Here is a 16,553-nt window from a genome sequence, read left to right as displayed (position 1 = left end):
TGAAACGTCCGCTGGCGGACAGTCTTAGCGCATGCTCGCGTCGAAGAGGCTCTACCCCCTGATCGCATGTGCCGGGATCGTCACGGCCGTCGTGGCCGCCGTCGCGGGACAGGCCGACCCGGTCCTCTCCCCGAACCCGCTCGACCTGACGATCAGCGAGTACGCCGCGCTGGACCGCACCGGGGCCACCGGGTTCGCGATGACGGCGCTGGGGGTCGCGGCCTTCGCGGTGGTCGCCGGGCTGCGGGCCTCGGGGGCGCCCTCGGGTGCCCTGGCCGAGCGGCTGATGCTGGTCTGGGGCGCGGGACTCATCGTCCTCGCGGTGCTGCCCGCGGCCCTTCCCGGTACGGGGACGGACCTGGTCGCCCAGGCGTACCGCTACGTGTCGATCGCCGTGCTGGCCGCGGTGCCCGCGGCGGGCGGCCTGGCGGTGGCGCGTCTCGGCGAGGACGAGCGGTGGCGGCCGGTGGCCAGGCCGGTGGAGTGGCTGACGCTGGCCGGAGGTTTCGGGCTGCTCGCGCTCACCTACGCGATGCTGCCCGGGGACGGGGTGCTCGTCGGTCTCGTCGAGTGGACCCTGCTCGGCACCGAGGTCGCGCTGGTCGGGGTGCTGGCCGTCCGGCTCGCGCGACTGACCTGGGCGAGGAGCGGCGCCACGTCCGCATCACGCGCCGCTCTCGGCTGACGTACTCACTTCCGAAAACTCTTTCACGACATGTCACAAATAGGCTACAAATAGCAGGAGCCGCCAGTGCTATTCTCGTCGGCGATCTAGAGATCGTCCGGGGCCTCCCCCGGCGCTCCGAGAGCGAGCCGTTGAGGTGACATGGCAGCGAGCAGGTCTATCCGGTTCAAGGTCTCGGTGCTACTGGTCATCCCCCTCGTCTCACTGGTGGCGCTGTGGGGCTTCGCGACGGTCGTGACCGTCGGCGACTCGGTGAGCCTGCTCTCCGTCGGCACGCTGTACGACTCCGTCGGCAAGCCCGCGGGAGACCTGGGCACCGCGGTCCAGCGTGAGCACATCCTGTCGGCCGAGTATCTGGCCACCCGCTCCGACGCGGACCGCGACACCCTCGCGGGGCAGCGTTTGGTCACCGACCAGGCCCGCACCCGCCTGCGTCGGCAGACGACCGGCGAGGCGGCGCAGGCGGAGATGTCCGGCGACATGCGGACGCGCCACGCGGAGCTGATGCGCCACGTGGACGGGCTCGACGCGATCCGCGCCAGGATCGACTCCGGGCGGATCGGCCCGGTGGCCCTCTCCGAGGAGTTCGCCCGGCTGCCGGACGCCCTGCGCAGGCTCTTCAACACCCTGAGCCTCAGCAACGACCTCCCGCTCTACCGCCAGTCGCGCGGCATCACGATGATCAACCAGACGATGGACCTGCTCAGCCGCGAGCGGGCGCTCGCCGCGGGCGCGCTGGCGATCGGGAGCCCGATGACGGCGAGCGAGATGCGGCTGTTCACCCGGCTCGCCGCCAACCGCGTCTTCCTCATGGACCAGGCGCTCCCTGACCTGGAGCCCGCGCTGCGCGCCCCCTTCTCGGAGATGATCGCCTCCTCGACGTACGCCCGCTTCACCAGCCTGGAGAACCGCCTGCTGTCCGGTGCCAGTGTGCCGCCCACCGACTGGCGCGCGGCGGGGGACGAGCTGGACGCCGCCTACCAGCGGTCCCTGACGGCCGCCACCCCCGCGCTCGTCGAGCAGGCCGCGCCCGCGGCCGTGGGCGTCTTCGTCCGCGCCGGTGTCGTCGGGGTGCTCGGCCTCATCGCGGTCGTCGCGTCGCTGCTGGTCTCGTACCGGATCGGCAGCGGGATCACCAAGGAGCTCGCCGCCGTGCGGCGGGCCGCGATCGAGCTGGCGCAGGCGCGGCTCCCGAGGGTCATGGAGAAGCTGCGCCGGGGCGACAGGGTGGACGTGGCGGCCGAGGCGCCCGCGCTGAACCCGCCGGGCAGCACGGCCGAGATCCACGACGTCGCCGCCGCCTTCAACAGTGTCCAGCGCAGCGCCGTGGACGCCGCCGTGGAGCAGGCCAGGCTGCGCGAGGGCGTCTCCCAGGCGTTCCGCAACCTCGCCCGCCGGAGCCAGTCGCTGCTGCAGCGCCAGCTCAAGCTGCTCGACGGCATGCAGAAGCAGGCGGAGGACCCCGCGGCGCTGGAGAACCTCTTCAGGCTCGACCACCTCACCACCCGCATGCGCCGCCACGCCGAGGGCCTGGTGATCCTGTCCGGCGGGGCGGCGGGCCGCAAGTGGCGTTCGTCGGTGCCGATGGAGGACGTGCTGCGCGGGGCCGCGGCCCAGGTCGAGGACTACGCCCGGGTGCGGATCTACCCGACGGGCGGTACCACCCTGGTCGGCAACGCCGCCGCGGACATGATGCACCTGTTCGCCGAGCTGCTGGAGAACGCCACCGTCTTCTCCCCGCCGGGCAGCCAGGTCGCGGTCCGGGGCGAGCTCGTCGGGCGGGGCTTCGCGGTCGAGATCGAGGACCGCGGGCTCGGGCTGACCGACGACAAGCGCGCCGCGATCAACGAGCGCCTGGCCAGCCCGCCGGAGTTCGACCCGGCCGACACCGACCGGCTGGGCTTCGCCGTGGTCGGGCTGCTGGCCGCCAGGTACGGGGTCGAGGTGGCGCTGCGCGCCTCGCCGTACGGCGGCACCGGGGTGGTCGTCCTCATCCCCGAGCAGCTGCTCGGGGACCCCGAGCCCGTCGAGGAGCCGCTGGAGCCGCCGGTGCTCACCGTCATCAGCGTGCGGCCCGAGTCCGTGGAGCGGCGCGGCGAGACCGTCGTGGAACGGGTGGAGCGGCCCGGCGACTCCGGGGAGGTCCCGATCCCCGCGGACCTGTGGAAGCCGGAGCGGCGCGGTGCCGACGGCCTGCCCCGCCGGGTGCGGCAGGCGAACCTGCCGCCGCGCCGGGCACCTGAGCCCCAGCCCCGCCCGCGCGGGGCCGAGATCGAGACCGGGGAACGGTCGCCCGAGGAGACGAGGGCGCTGATGAGCGCCCTGCAGTCCGGCTGGCAGCGTGGCCGCGCCGACGACGAGGACGGCGGTGCCGGGCGATGAGCCGGGAGCGCCGGTACGGGAGCGGAGCGGCGGGACCGGGTTCGCCGGGCCTCGGCCGGAGGTCGTGGGCGCGGCCCGGCGACACTCGCGGGCGCGGACCGGCGGCGACGAATTCACCGAGCCGGTGGGGGCCGGCGACCAACGAGATCATCAGAGGGGAAGGGGTTTAACCACGTGCCGGGTGAGCTTTATTGGCTTCTGGATGACTTCGTCACGAGTGTGGCGGACGTCTCGCACGCGCTGATCCTGTCCAACGACGGGCTGATGATGGCCTCGTCCCGAGGGCTGAGCAAGGAGGACGCCGAGCATCTGTCCGCGGTCGCCTCCGGCTTCCAGAGTCTCGCCAAGGGCACCAGCCTGCAGTTCGGCGGTGGTGCCGTACGCCAGACGATGGTGGAGATGGACGCCGCGTTCCTCTTCGTCACCTCCGCGGGTCAGGGAAGCTGCCTGTCGGTCATGACCACCGGCGCCGCCGACGTGGGCCTGATCGCCTACGAGATGGCCCGCCTGGTCACCCGTGTCGGCCAGCACCTGGCCACCGGCCCCCGGATGGCGGGCCAATGAAAGACGACGTCGAGTGGGTCGACGAGGAGGCCGGTCCCGTCGTCCGTCCCTACGCGATGACCGGCGGGCGCACCCGGGCGTCGTCCTCCTCGTTCGACATGCTCGCGATGGCGGTGGCGACGGGTGTGCCGGTCGCCTCGGGGGCGAACCTGGGCTCCGAGCACCGGCGGCTGCTCAACCTGGTCAGGCGGGCACGCCCGATCGTGGAGATCGCCTCGGACGCGGGCCTGCCGGTCGGCGTGATCAGGGTCCTCCTGGGCGACCTGCTGGACCAGGGCCTGATCCTGGTACGGTCGCCGCTTCCCGCCGCCTCCATGCCCCCGGAGAACCTCCTGAGGGAACTGATCAGCGGCCTGCGGGCGCTGTGACGCCTCTCGCGGCCCCATCGGCCGGCGCGCCCGCCCCCCGGCCGTAGCGTCCGAGCCGGCGTCCGGCCCCCGGTACCGGGGGCCGGGGCGACCCCGGCCCGCTCCTCAGCTCTGGCTGGCCGTCAGCACCCTCAGGGAGTGCTCCACGAGCGTCACGAGCACCGTCTTCGCCGAGACGCGGCGGCGCACGTCACAGAGCAGCACCGGCACGTTCGCGTCGAGGTCCAGGGCGACGCGCACGTCCTCCGCCTCGTGCCGGTCGGCGCCGTCGAAGCAGTTGACGGCCACGATGAACGGCGTGCCGCGCTGCTCGAAGTAGTCGATCGAGGGGAAGCAGTCGGTGAGCCGCCGGGTGTCGGCGAGCACCACGGCGCCCAGCGCGCCGTAGGACAGCTCGTCCCACATGAACCAGAAGCGCTCCTGGCCCGGCGTGCCGAACAGGTAGACGACCAGGCCCTCCCTGATCGTGATGCGGCCGAAGTCCATCGCGACCGTGGTGGTGGTCTTGCCCTCGACACCGTCGACGTCGTCGATGCCGATGCCCCGGTCGGAGAGGACCTCCTCGGTGCGGAGCGGCCGGATCTCGCTGATGGCGCCCACAAGCGTTGTCTTGCCCACCCCGAAGCCACCCGCGATGAGAATCTTGAGGGCGACGGGTTCGTCAGAGGGCCCGAAGTCCATTGATCACTTCCTTGAGAATGCGCTCGCTCGCGGAGGCGCGCCCGATCGAGATGAGCTTGTGATCCTGTAGATCGCCGAGCAGGACCCGCACCACGCCGAGCGGCAGGTTGAGGTCCGAGGCGACGTCGGCGACCGAGGTCGGAGTGGTGACCATGGAGAGGATGCGTTCCTGCTCGGGGCCTGGGACGAACCCCCCGGACGGGGTGCCGCGCGTCGAGGTGACCATCGCGACCAGATCCAGCTTGTCACCGGAGGAGCGGGTACGACCCCCGATGAGCGCGTACGGCCGGACGACCGGCCCGGCCTCCTCGTCCATCCAGTGTGTCATCCGGACCTCCGGCACCGGTCTCGGGGATCCAACGGTCCGTCGACGACGCGGCCGCCCGCTCCCTTCCTCACGAGAGACCCTGGCGTGGATTGGTGGAGATGTGCTGGCCGACCCGCTTGACCAGCATCGCCATCTCGTACGCGATGTGGCCGACGTCGGCGTCGGAGCTGCTCAGCACGGCCAGGCAGGTGCCCTGTCCCGCGGCGGTGACGAACAGGAACGCCGACTCCATCTCCACGATGGTCTGGCGCACCTCGCCGCCGCCGAAGTGGCGTCCCGCTCCGCGCGCCAGGCTCTGGAATCCGGCGGCGACCGCGGACAGATGCTCGGCGTCCTCGCGCAGGAGCCCCTTCGAGAATCCGACGGCCAGCCCGTCGGTGGAGAGGATCACCGCCTGGCGTACCGCGCCCACCCTGGTGGTCAGGTCGTCGAGGAGCCAGTTCAGCTCGCCGGTGTTGGTCAATTTCCCGGTCACTTGTCCCCCTTGTCGCCTGTCGTATGGTGCGCGAAGTCATTGTCCTGCTCCTCGCGACCGCGTCGCGCCCCCGCCTGGAAGGCGGAGAACAGCGCGCGGACCTCGTCGGGCGAACGCTCCTCGTTCGGCTCCGCCCTCGGCTCAGGGTCGGGGGGCTCGGCCTCCTGGCGGAGCTGAGGCGCCAGGTTCGCCTGCCGGACCCGGCGGGGCAGCCCGCCCGGCCCCGTGGGGGGCTGTGTGGCCGTCTGGCGTGTCGGACCGCCGTTGCCACCCTTGTCCCTGGGCGGGGCCTCCCGAGGCGTCTGGTGGGACTCACGGGGCTCCTGGGGCGGTCCCTGGGGCGCGTCGCGGGAGGACGTGTCCCAGTCCGCGTTCCAGCCCGTGTCCCATCCCGCCTCGCGGCCCGTGGGCACGGCCTGGCCCGGGCCCGGGGACGGGGACGGGGTGCGTGCGGGCAGGTCCGTCACCACGCTGAGGGACGGGGCGGAGGCGGGCTGGTTCGGCTGGTTCTGGGAGGCCTGCCTGGTCCTGCGGGGGAGGCCGTTGCCGTTGGCCGGGGGGGCGAGCGCGCCGGGCGGGGCGGACTCGGACACCTCTCCGGGACGCCCGTCTCCCGGGCGACCGTCGACGCGCTCGGCGGTGAAGGACGGCCGCTCCGCGGTGAGGGCGAGCGGCGAGCCCTGCTGGGCGATCACCGGGCGGGGGATGAGGACGATGGCCGTGGTGCCGCCGAACGGCGAGCCGCGCAGGATGACCTGCACACCGTGCCGGGAGGCGAGCTGGCCCACCACGAACAGGCCGAGCCGGTCGCTGTCGGCCAGGTCGAACTCCGGCGGGCTGGCCAGCCGCTCGTTGATCGCCGCGTACTCCTCGACGCTCAGGCCCAGGCCGCGGTCCTCGACCTCGACGGCGAACCCGTTGGCCACCACGTCGCCGCGCACGGTCACCGTGGTCTGCGGCGGCGAGAAGATCGTGGCGTTCTCGATCAGCTCGGCCACCAGGTGGGTGATGTCGGCGACCGCGGCCCCGTCGAGCGAGACGTCGGGCACCGGCACCACGTTGACCCGGGTGTAGTCCTCGACCTCGGCGACCGCGGCCCGCAGGACGTCGATCACCGGCACCGGCTTGCGCCAGGACCGGCCGGGCGACGCGCCGGACAGGATGATCAGGCCCTCCGCGTGCCGCCGCATGCGGGTGGTCAGGTGGTCCAGCCGGAACAGGTCCTCAAGGCTGTCGGGGTCGGTCGCCCGGCGCTGCATGCTGTCGAGCAGGGTGAGCTGGCGGTGCAGCAGGCTCTGCTTGCGCCGGGCCAGGTTCACGAAGACCTGGCTGACACCGCGCCGCAGGTTCGCCTGGCCGACGGCGGCCTCCACGGCGGTGCGCTGCACCGAGCCGAACGCGTGGGCCACGTCGTGCACCTCGGTCGAGCCGCCCGCCTGGATCGGCGGCGCCTCGGCCCGTACGTCGACCTCCTCGCCGCGCCGCAGACGGTCCACGACGCGGGGGAGCCGCACGTCCGCCAGGTCCAGGGCGGCCGAGCGGAGCCCGGCCAGCTCGGCGGCGAGGCGGCGGCCGAAGCGGACCGAGATGATGATCGACGCGACCACCGCGATCAGGCCGACGCCACCGGCGATCACGATCCGGACCAGGACGCCGGTGGCGACCTCCTGGGCCCGATCCGCCAGGATCTTGGAGGAGGCGAGGTTGACCTTGTCGAGCCAGGTCGAGATCGCGTTGGTGGTCGCCTTCCACTTGCTCGCCTCGGGGGCCAGCCGGCCGCCGGTCGACCCGGCGATGGCCTTCTCCAGGTCGGTGAACTTCTCGTAGGCGGCGGAGGCGAAGGTGTCGCGGTACTGCGCGCCCAGCTCGGGATCCAGCGAGGCCGCGCCCCGGGTGTGCAGGAAGCGCCGGGTGGCGACGTACTCGCCGAAGGCCTTGCGCTCCTCCTCGGACAGCCGGTAGTCGATCAGCGCCCCGCTGATCAGCGCGTTCTCCCTGGCGATCATGTCGTGGGCGTTGCCCATCCCCTGCATGGCCGCGGCCTGCTGGAAGATCGAGAGGTCGGGCACCGCGGCCATCTGGTCGTACACCAGGAAGACCGCGTCGAGGATCTGGTTGTAGTTCGACAGCACGCCCAGCCGCGTGTGCTGCCCGCTGTCGACGCCCGAGCGGACGCTCGGGAGCCTGTCGAGCTGGCGGAGCAGCTCGTCCAGCGAATTACGCAGTTCCGGGCTGCCGGAATCGTCGGCCGAGGCCGCCTGCCTGAACCCCTCGACCGCGCGGTCGGTACGGGCCCGCTGGTCGCCCATCCCGCTGGTGAGGACCCGGGAGCTGATCGCCACCGACGACTGCGTCCGCTCCGCCTGGAGCTGGAGACCCAGCTCGGTGGAGGTGACGCCCACCGTCTGGTAGAGGGCGTTCGCCCTGAGGAGCGCGATGCCGTCGCCGACGGTCAGGTTGAGCACGAAGCCCCACAGCGCGCTCAGTGACAGCAGCGGCAGGAGCAACAGCAAGAAAATCTTGAACCGAATCGAGCGGTTTCTAGAGCCCATGTCCACTCGTCCCAACCTCTGAGCGTGTGGAGGCTCGTGCCGGTTTAGGGGTGGATACGCCTCCGGAAGATCGCACAGGAGACTAGCACCGAATAAGGTTTTTGCGCAGTGGAGGATCTGATGATTAGTGTGATTACCGGGGCTAGTGCCGGAATTGGCGCGGCTGCCGCAGTGGAACTCGCGAGGCGCGGGCAGACAGTAGTTCTGGTCGGCCGTAATCCCGACAAGACAGCTCGGGTAGCGGAAAGGGTGCGGGAGGTCTCCGGGGCGGTTCCGGATACTTTCACCTGCGATTACACCTTTTTGGATGATGTGCGTAGATTGGCGGCCGAGCTGCTGTCCCGCTACGAGCGGATCGACGTCCTCGTCAACAACGCGGGTGTCATGACCACCAAGCGCACGCTCACGCGCGACGGCCACGAGACGATGATGCAGGTCAACCACCTGGCGCCCTTCCTGCTGACGAGCCTGCTGCTCGAACGGGTCACGGGGCGGGTGATCACCACCACCTCCCGGGCGGGCAAGACCGGGGGCCTCGACCCGTCCGACCTCGACCGCGAGCGGCGGCGCTGGAGCGGCTGGCTCCAGTACGGGGACACCAAGCAGGCGGGCGCCCTGTTCACGGTCGAGCTGGCCCGCCGCCTCCAGGGCACCGGGGTGGCCGCGACCTGCTTCCATCCGGGCGTGATCAAGACGGAGTTCGCCCCGTCGACGTTCATGATGTGGATGGTGATGAACGTTCCCGGCATGGGCCAGACCGTCGAGGAGGGGGCGAGCACCATGGTCCACCTCGCCACCCACGCGGACGGCGCCGCCCATCCGGGCCGCTACTTCGCCAAGAGCGCCCCGGCGGCCGTTCCCAGGAGGATGACCGACCCCGCGCTGGCCCGCGCCCTCTGGGACGCCAGCGCCGCCGCCGTCGGCGTCCCGTAACCGCCCGCTAACCACCCGCGCGGCCACCCGCGGCCCGTGCGGACGGGTCCGGCGAGCCCGCGCCCGAGGCGCGTCGGCGCGCGGACATAGGGCGCGCGGACATGCGGCGGGCGACCGTACGGCGGCGAGCGGGATCACTCGCGCGGGTACGCGCGTACCTGCGCGGGCGCGCGGTCGTCGTGCCGTGGCCGCGAGCGCGACGGGCGGTCGCGCGGCGCCCGGGAGGACGGTTCGCGGCGGGGATTTCCCCGCGCGTCACCGGCTGTTCGCCGGGTGTTGGGCGGGTCCGGTTACCGTCCGGGGCTGTGAGCGTCACAACCCCGCTGCGGGCCGTCCTCCCGCCCGCCGCGGCCAGGGACCCGTTCTTCGACAACGCCAAGTTCCTGGCGATCACCCTGGTCGTGTCCGGCCACCTGATCGAGGACCTGCGGGACGTCCCGGCCGCGCACGCCGCCTACTTCTTCGTGTACACGTTCCACATGCCGCTGTTCATCGTGCTCAGCGGCTACCTGTCACGAAATTTCACCTTCTCGTCGGGCAAGGCGCGCAAGCTGATCAGCACCCTCGCCGTCCCGTACGTGATCTTCGAGTTGATCTACTCGCTGCCCCGCCTCTTCCTGTACGGCAAGCTCGACATCAGCCTCCTCGACCCGTACTACCTGACCTGGTTCCTGATGTCGCTGTTCCTGTGGCGGCTGTCCACGCCGGTCTGGCAGCAGTTGCGGTGGCCGCTGGTGGTCGCGGTCGGGCTGTCGCTGCTGTCGGGGATGAGCAACCTCCCCGACGAGCTGTCGATGAACCGCACCCTCGGCCTGCTCCCGTTCTACGTGCTCGGGCTCATGCTGCGGCCCGAGCACTTCGAGTGGCTCAAGAAGCGGTGGGTCCGGATCGCGGGCGCGGTCACCCTGGCCGCCGGAGCGGTCCTGGCGTTCGCCATCCACACCTCCGTGAAGACCGAGTGGATCCGCTGGCGGCACGCCAACGACGCGATCGGGGTGGACGACCTCACCGGCAGCCTGATTCGCCTGGGCATGCTGGTCGCGGGCGCGGTGCTCGTCGCCGCGTTCCTGGCGATCACCCCGTCCAGGCAAACCTGGTACTCCGGGCTCGGCATGGCGACCATGTACGCCTACCTCCTCCACGGCCTGGTGGTGAAGGTCGCCGAGCGGTTCTACGGCGACTGGTCGCAGACCCTGCCGGGGGTGGCGGCCGTGGCGCTCTTCGGGGTCGGGCTCGCCGCCCTGCTGTGTACGGCGCCGGTGCGGCGCGTCACCCGCTGGGCGGTCGAACCCAGCATGAACTGGGCCTTCACCAGGCTGAGGAAACCGGGCTGAGAAGACCAGACTGAGCGGGCCCCTCCGGACGCGGAAGTCCACGGGGGTGCCGTGGAATCCGTGGGATCAGGCCAGGAGCGGCCCGCGGGAGGGGAGCGGGGGCCTGTCCTGGAGCTCCGCGACCGCGCGGTAGGCGGCGGTGACGGCCGCGTCGGCGCGGGCGGCGGGCACGGAGTCGGAGTTGGCGATCGCGATCCGGCCGTGCGGCCTGCGGGCGACGGCCGCCGGGGGCTGCCCGTCGGGGTAGAAGTCGAGGTCCCACGGGGTGGCGTACTCCGGCGCGTACCCGTGTCCCCACCGGTTGATCGTGATCGCCTCGATGTCGCGGGCCGCGTCGAAGCCCCCCGGCCCGAGCAGCCGGGTGAGCTGGTCGCGGATGCCGTACTCCAGGTGCTCGTACGGCGTCTCGATCAGGGCGTGCCGTCCGGCGACCGAGCCGTGCGCGGGTGACACGCCGGGTGTGACGGGGGTGCTCACCAGGTGCGCGGCGATCGGCTCCTCGGGCCTCCTCGGGCACCGGTAGGCGCCGATGTCGATCGGGTCGCCGAGCTCGGCCACGCACCAGCGGGCGCCGGTGAACCTGGCGCGCCTGATCCCCATCCTCCGCCAGGCCCGCCAGTCGCGGAGCTGGACGGTCGCGTACAGCAGGGGCACCTTGACCGCCCGCCGCAGGGCCGCTCGCTGCGCGGGCGGGAGGTCGTCGACCAGGTAGGGGATCATCGAGTTCCAGCAGGCCATGATCACGCCGCCCGCCCGTACGGTCCTCACCCGCTCGCCGTCGAAGTAGCCGACCGTGGCGCCGCCGGCCGCGCAGGGGAGGTTGTCGTTGGCGGCTGAGACCACCGGGCTGGACAGGCGTACGCGGACCCGGTTGCCCGGCCGGTCGAGCGCGCGGTAGTCGAAGCCCGCGGTGGTGATGTCCTTCGCGCCACCGGTCGTGGCGAAGCCGGGGATCATCCGGGCGGCCAGCATCCGGACGATCGCGTGGTTGCCCTCGGGGAAGCGGCGGGCGCGCGGCTCGTCCGCGTCCCACTCCTTGATCACGGTCGGGGAGTTGTACCTGGACGGCTTGGACCTGTCGAGCCCGAGCCCCTGGAACCCCGCGTACCGGTACTCGTCGGCGCTGCCCCAGGCGTCGATCGCGCCGAAGGCGTCGGAGCCGTAGGCCCACTCCTCGCTCGGCATGGTCCTGACGAACGCCAGCACGTCCGGGTGGACCCCGCAGACGTCCCTGAGGAAACCCGAGTAGGTCAGCCGGGCCAGCCGCGCCTGTTTCTCCTCGGCGGACAGCCCGGGGAACCAGTCGGGCGGATCGCCGTACAGCATGAGCAGGTCCTTCCTGGCTCGTTCCGCGACGGGCAGCTCGGCGATCCAGCGAGGCGCGCTCTTGCCGGGCGTGAACACGACGAGCCTCTCCTCGCGGAACGTCTCCCGGTCGCAGAAGACGCCGTCGTGCATTCCCAGGTCCGCGTACAGGCCCCGGCCGGGGGGCTCTCCGTGCCTCTCGGGGTGGACGCCCAGCTTGGCGAGCAGGTCCATGCCCTCCGGGGTCCACGCGGACGGGCGCTCCATCGACCGCGAGCCGCCGTACGCGACCAGCGGCCCCTTCCTGGCCTCCGGGCGGAACTCGTTGCGCAGGGCGTGCCCGCCGATGTCGTCGTGGTTGTCGAGGATCAGGATCCGCGCGCCGGGATCGCGCTCCAGCCACCGGTGGGCCGCGCTGAGACCGCTGATCCCCGCGCCGACCACGACCAGGTCGTAGTGCTCGCCGGTGGGCTCCGGGGTCCCCGCGTGCGGCCAGAACCGCCGGTCGCGGAGGGCGTGCGGCACGCTCAGCGCCTCGGCGGTGTCGCCGCGCAACCCCGTGAGGGACGGCGGGTAGGACATGTCAGGCGAGAGCTCCAGATCCTCCGTACGCGGGGGGTGGGTGTCTCCCCCGCCGATCCCGGGCAGTGAGCACGCCGCCGCGATCCCGGTGGCCGTGATCACCCCATCGAAGAAGTCCCGGCGGGAGATGGGCCGGTCCATGCCGAGTTCCAGGGCCTTACGTGGATTGATCTCGTGAGGATCTGTCATGGGGTGATCATCACGATCTGAATGGATCGGCGGGGCTGCCTCGCTGCGTTTTCGGGAAGTTTTTACCCACGCCATTAACGCACTGTCATGATATTTCCCTTATAAGCGTTATGTCGTGGTCACCGGGAATCAAAGGGGGTGAGGGGGTGATATGGCATTGGCGGTGCGATGTCCCGTCCGATCTGGGGGGAAAGGGCTCCGCCGGACGTGTGTCACTCCACGCCCAACCACCCTTACCTGCTGCTCTGTCCCTGTTCGTTCCTCCAGCACCAGGGGCCGCAGAGCGAGGGAGTTGTCGTGACAATGCCCGTCCGCGTGAGGAGAACCCGGAGGATCGGCTCGCGCCCGTAACCGCCATATGACCCGCGATTAAGCGGGACATGCCGGGCCGGAACCCGTATTCACGCCCTTTCCGCGACCGCCAAGGAAGGCCGGTAAGGAAAGTGTCGCGCGTGAGGTAACCGGGGTCGCGACACGGGAAAGCGGCGTACGGAACGAGGCCCGGGGAAAGCGGCGAATGGAGCGGCGGCACCGGGAGAAGGGGCCGGGTGAAGCGGTTCCCGAGGGGGCGGGGAGCTGCCCGCCGGAGCCCTCGTCCCCGGTGACACCGGGCCTGCGCTCCGCCGATCCCCGCCGGGCCGCGCCACTCCCCGCGCCGGGCACACCGCGGGGAACGCCGAGGTAGGCCGCCGATTTCCCGTCGTCGGCACCGGTACGCCCACCTTCGAACCCCGATCGGGACCGATTCGCGACCCCCTTACGACGTGTCCCGTACGAGCTCAGGGTGTGTCCCGTGGGGGCGGCCACTAATTCGGGGCATCCCGTTATGTGTTGTTCCTCTTTCCCAGGGCATACGCCTGGCAGCTGAGCAGACAGGGAGCGTGGAACATGACAGTCACCGGCATCATTACCGCCATCGTTATCGGCGCCATCATTGGTGCCCTGGGTCGGCTCGTCGTGCCCGGCAAGCAGGGCATCCCGATCTGGCTGACCATCGTGATCGGTATCGTCGCAGCACTTATCGGCACCGCGATCGCCGGAGCCCTCGGAGTCTCCGCCACGTCCGGTATCGACTGGATCGAGCTGATCATCCAGATCGCCCTGGCCGCAGTCGGCGTCATCCTGGCGGTGAGCCTGTACGGCAGGCGAGGCGTCCGCTAGTCCGTGACCCGGGGCGGCCGGGTTCCGCGGGGAGATCCCGGGGAACCCGGAGACCACCGCCCCGGGCACTCGCGACGGCCCCGTCCCGGATCTTTCCGGGACGGGGCCGTCGTCGCGTGCGCCGTACTGCCCCGAACGCGCGCCCTCGGCCGGACGGGCGACGGTCAGGCGTGGCCGTCCCCCGCCGGGGAGGCCGAGGGGAAGGCGCGCCGGTAGTCGGTGGGCGACACCCCGACATGGAGCGCGAAGTGGTGGCGCAGGTTGTTCGCGGTGCCGAGCCCGCTGTGTTCGCTGACCTTGTCGACCGGCAGGTCCGTCGACTCCAGCAGGCTCTGCGCCCGCGCGAGCCGCTGGTTGAGCAGCCATCTCATCGGGGTGGTCCCGGTGGCGGCACGCAGGTGCCGGTGGAAGGTGCGCGGGCTCATCCCGGCGCGTTCGGCCAGCGCCTCGACCGTGAGCGGGCGGTCGAGGTTCTCCACGGCCCAGTGCAGCACGGGAGCGATGCCGCCGTCGCCGGTCGCGGGCACCACCTGCTCCACGAACTGGGCCTGGCCGCCCGGCCGGTGCGCGGGGACCACCATGAGACGGGCCAGCTGGTTGGCCACCCGCGCGCCGAGATCGCGCCGGACCAGGTGCAGGCACAGGTCGAGCCCGCCGCTGAGACCGGCGCTGGTGAGCACGTCGCCGTCGTCGACGTACAGCACCGACTCGTCGACCAGCACCTTCGGATAGCGCCTGGCCAGGGTGGGGATGTGCGACCAGTGGGCGGTGGCGCGACGGCCGTCCAGGAGCCCGGCCGCGGCGAGCGCGAAGGCGCCGTTGCACAGGGAGACCATGCGCGCCCCGGCGGCGGCGGCCCGGCGGAGCGCCCGGAGCAGCTCCTCTGGGAGCTCCAGGCCGCCGTCGATGCAGGCCTCGGGCACCGCGGGAACGATCACGGTGTCGGCGTCGGCCAGGCGGTCCATCCCGTGGGGGGTGTTCAGCGCGAAGCCGGATCCGGTGTGCGCGGTGCCCGGCCGCATACCGCACAGCCACAGGTCGTACCAGGGGTCGGCGAGGTCGGTGTGGGGCACGCCGAAGACCGTGCAGGCGATGCCCAGCTCGTACATGTCCCACATCGGGATGGAGTCGTCGTTGATCACGGCCAGGGCGACGGAACCGGCTCTCATGATCGTCATTCTATGGCGGGAATTTGGTGTATGTCGTCAGTCCTGCCACTTTCAGGCCGTGACAGGCGCTGCGAGGCTGATCGCGGGCCGGAGCCACCGGTGCCGTGTCAGCGAACGGGGAACGAGCGGATGACTCGCACGACAAGCAGTGACAGGACCGACGGCCGTCCGGCGGTGACGGTCATCGGGCTGGGCCTGATGGGCCGGGCCCTGGCCGGTGCCTTCCTGGCCGGGGGCCACCGGACGACGGTGTGGAACCGTACCCGCGACAAGGCCGACGAGCTGGTCGCGGCGGGAGCGGTCGCGGCGTCCACGGTCGCGGAGGCGGTCGCGGCGAGCCCGCTGGTGATCGTCTGCGTACGGGACTACGACGCCGTGCGCGAGATCCTCGGCCCGGTGGGCGACGCCCTGACGGGCCGCGTCCTGGTGAACCTCACCTCCGGCACCTCGGACCAGGCCCGCGCGACGGCCGGGTGGGCGGACGGCCACGGTGCCGGATACCTCGACGGGGCGATCATGATGACGCCGCCGGGCATCGGCACCCCCGAGGCCGTCATCCTGTACGGCGGGCCTCACGAGATCTTCGCGGCTCACCGGCCCACGCTGGAACTGCTCGGGGGCGGGACCGGCCATCTGAGCACCGACCCGGGCATCCCGTCGCTGTACGACGTGGCCCTGCTCGGCATCATGTGGGGGACGTTCAACAGCTTCATGCACGCCCTCGCCCTGGTCGGCAGCGAGAAGATCACGGCGACGACCTTCCTGCCGTACGCGACCGGCTGGCTCACCAGCGTGGCCTCGTTCATGACGGAGTACGCCCGTCAGATCGACGCGGGGGAGTATCGGGCCACCGACGCCACGCTCGAAACCCAGCTGCCCCCGGTCGAACACCTCATCCACGAGAGCCGGGCCCGGGGCGTCGACGCCGCGATGCCCGAGTACACCAGGGCTCTCATCGAGGAGGCGATCGCCGGGGGCCACGCGCTCGACGGCTACGCGCGCATCGTCGAGCACTTCAGGGGCGTCACCGCCGAGCCCCTCGCCGAGACCGGGGATCGCCGCCCGTGACGAACCTCCGGCCCGCCTCACCGGCGAGGCGGGCCGGAGGAAACCGGGGTCCGCGCCTCCGGAGGAGGCCGGAGGCGGGACCGGGTTTCCCGGTCTGTGAGGGGGCGGCGTACCGGCAAATAAGACTTCCTTGACAAGTTAATTTGTCGGCAATAGCCTGTCGAACATGCAGGACATCGCCGTGATCGAGGACCCGGCCGCCGCCGAGGCCTCGCTGGACCCCATCCGGGCCCGGCTGCTGGCCGAGCTGAGCGAGCCCGGCTCCGCGACCATGCTGGCCGCCAGGGTCGGCCTGCCCAGGCAGAAGGTCAACTACCACCTGAAGGCGCTTGAGGCGCACGGGCTCGTCGAGATGATCGAGGAGCGGCGCAAGGGCAACGTCAACGAGCGCATCATGCGCGCGACCGCGGCCTCCTACGTGATCTCCCCGACCGCGCTCGCGTCCGTCGAGCCCGACCCGGCCCGTTCCCCCGACCAGCTGTCGGCGAGCTGGATGCTGGCCGTCGCGGCCCGGCTGGTCCGCGACGTCGGGGCGCTCATCACCGGTGCAGCCAAGGCGCGCAAGCGCGTCGCGACCTTCGCGATCGACGGCGAGGTGCGCTTCGCCTCGGCCGCCGACCGGGCCGCCTTCGCCGGGGAGCTCGCCGGGGCCGTCGCGGCCCTGGTGTCCAAGTACCACGACGAGTCCGCCGAGAGCGGCCGTGACCACCGGATCGTCGTCGCCCTCCACCCGAGCGTGAAGGAAAACCGTTGACCTCCTCCCCGCGGCGGAAAGCC

Annotated in this window: 15 protein-coding genes; 9 read left to right on the top strand and 6 right to left on the bottom strand. The window is 71.6% G+C overall.

Annotated elements, in window-relative coordinates; genetic code table 11:
• Nucleotides 1-31 precede the first annotated feature (31 nt).
• From ACW9TB_RS01595 to ACW9TB_RS01580, 4 genes are all read left to right on the top strand, one after another.
• Entirely contained in the window at nt 32-685 is a 654-nt protein-coding gene (locus tag ACW9TB_RS01595) for a DUF998 domain-containing protein (RefSeq protein WP_472746086.1), read from the top strand.
• A gap of 141 nt (nt 686-826) precedes the next feature.
• A complete protein-coding gene (locus ACW9TB_RS01590) occupies nt 827-3,067 on the top strand; it encodes a sensor histidine kinase (RefSeq protein WP_472746085.1) in 2,241 nt (746 codons plus the stop codon).
• Nucleotides 3,068-3,241: 174 nt separating this feature from the next.
• Entirely contained in the window at nt 3,242-3,631 is a 390-nt protein-coding gene (locus tag ACW9TB_RS01585; protein ID WP_472746084.1) for a roadblock/LC7 domain-containing protein, read from the top strand.
• Nucleotides 3,628-3,999: a DUF742 domain-containing protein gene (locus tag ACW9TB_RS01580; RefSeq protein ID WP_472746083.1), complete on the top strand. Its 372-nt coding sequence runs from the start codon at nt 3,628-3,630 to the stop codon at nt 3,997-3,999. The genes ACW9TB_RS01585 and ACW9TB_RS01580 overlap by 4 nt, the downstream gene beginning before the upstream one ends.
• Nucleotides 4,000-4,104: 105 nt before the next feature.
• On the opposite strand, the gene ACW9TB_RS01575 is transcribed toward ACW9TB_RS01580, so the two are convergent.
• The 4 genes from ACW9TB_RS01575 to ACW9TB_RS01560 form a co-directional block, all read right to left on the bottom strand.
• Nucleotides 4,105-4,680, bottom strand: a complete 576-nt coding sequence (locus ACW9TB_RS01575) for a GTP-binding protein (RefSeq protein WP_472746082.1) — start codon at nt 4,678-4,680, stop codon at nt 4,105-4,107.
• Nucleotides 4,661-5,008 carry a DUF742 domain-containing protein gene (locus ACW9TB_RS01570; RefSeq protein WP_472746081.1) on the bottom strand — a complete coding sequence of 116 codons (348 nt, stop codon included), beginning with the start codon at nt 5,006-5,008 and terminating at the stop codon, nt 4,661-4,663. The genes ACW9TB_RS01575 and ACW9TB_RS01570 overlap by 20 nt, the downstream gene beginning before the upstream one ends.
• A 67-nt stretch (nt 5,009-5,075) precedes the next feature.
• On the bottom strand, nt 5,076-5,483 hold the full coding sequence (locus tag ACW9TB_RS01565) for a roadblock/LC7 domain-containing protein (RefSeq protein ID WP_329088690.1): 408 nt from the start codon (nt 5,481-5,483) through the stop codon (nt 5,076-5,078).
• Entirely contained in the window at nt 5,480-7,996 is a 2,517-nt protein-coding gene (locus ACW9TB_RS01560; protein WP_472746080.1) for a nitrate- and nitrite sensing domain-containing protein, read from the bottom strand. The genes ACW9TB_RS01565 and ACW9TB_RS01560 overlap by 4 nt, the downstream gene beginning before the upstream one ends.
• Before the next feature lie 159 nt (nt 7,997-8,155).
• Between ACW9TB_RS01560 and ACW9TB_RS01555 the strand changes: the two genes are divergently transcribed.
• Together ACW9TB_RS01555 and ACW9TB_RS01550 are read left to right on the top strand one after the other, a co-directional pair.
• On the top strand, nt 8,156-8,968 hold the full coding sequence (locus ACW9TB_RS01555) for an SDR family NAD(P)-dependent oxidoreductase (protein ID WP_472746079.1): 813 nt from the start codon (nt 8,156-8,158) through the stop codon (nt 8,966-8,968).
• A gap of 305 nt (nt 8,969-9,273) precedes the next feature.
• Nucleotides 9,274-10,302: an acyltransferase family protein gene (locus tag ACW9TB_RS01550; RefSeq protein WP_472746078.1), complete on the top strand. Its 1,029-nt coding sequence runs from the start codon at nt 9,274-9,276 to the stop codon at nt 10,300-10,302.
• A gap of 66 nt (nt 10,303-10,368) precedes the next feature.
• On the opposite strand, the gene ACW9TB_RS01545 is transcribed toward ACW9TB_RS01550, so the two are convergent.
• Complete coding sequence (locus ACW9TB_RS01545) at nt 10,369-12,378, bottom strand: NAD(P)-binding protein (protein WP_472746077.1); 2,010 nt, start codon at nt 12,376-12,378, stop codon at nt 10,369-10,371.
• A gap of 888 nt (nt 12,379-13,266) precedes the next feature.
• Between ACW9TB_RS01545 and ACW9TB_RS01540 the strand changes: the two genes are divergently transcribed.
• Nucleotides 13,267-13,539 (top strand): GlsB/YeaQ/YmgE family stress response membrane protein, encoded by a 273-nt coding sequence (locus ACW9TB_RS01540; protein WP_329088698.1) that lies wholly within the window; start codon nt 13,267-13,269, stop codon nt 13,537-13,539.
• A gap of 164 nt (nt 13,540-13,703) precedes the next feature.
• Here the strand turns inward: ACW9TB_RS01540 and ACW9TB_RS01535 are convergent, their stop codons facing one another.
• Nucleotides 13,704-14,657 (bottom strand): GlxA family transcriptional regulator, encoded by a 954-nt coding sequence (locus ACW9TB_RS01535; protein WP_472746520.1) that lies wholly within the window; start codon nt 14,655-14,657, stop codon nt 13,704-13,706.
• A gap of 180 nt (nt 14,658-14,837) precedes the next feature.
• Here ACW9TB_RS01535 and ACW9TB_RS01530 point away from each other — a divergent pair, with 180 nt between their 5' ends.
• Complete coding sequence (locus ACW9TB_RS01530) at nt 14,838-15,776, top strand: NAD(P)-dependent oxidoreductase (RefSeq protein WP_472746076.1); 939 nt, start codon at nt 14,838-14,840, stop codon at nt 15,774-15,776.
• 166 nt (nt 15,777-15,942) lie between these two features.
• Complete coding sequence (locus ACW9TB_RS01525) at nt 15,943-16,530, top strand: ArsR/SmtB family transcription factor (RefSeq protein ID WP_472746075.1); 588 nt, start codon at nt 15,943-15,945, stop codon at nt 16,528-16,530.
• The last annotated feature ends 23 nt before the right edge of the window (nt 16,531-16,553 follow it).

Source organism: Streptosporangium sp. H13245 (assembly GCF_055690525.1).
Note: the sequence above shows the minus strand (reverse complement) of the source record. Positions and strands in the feature narration are given on the sequence as shown.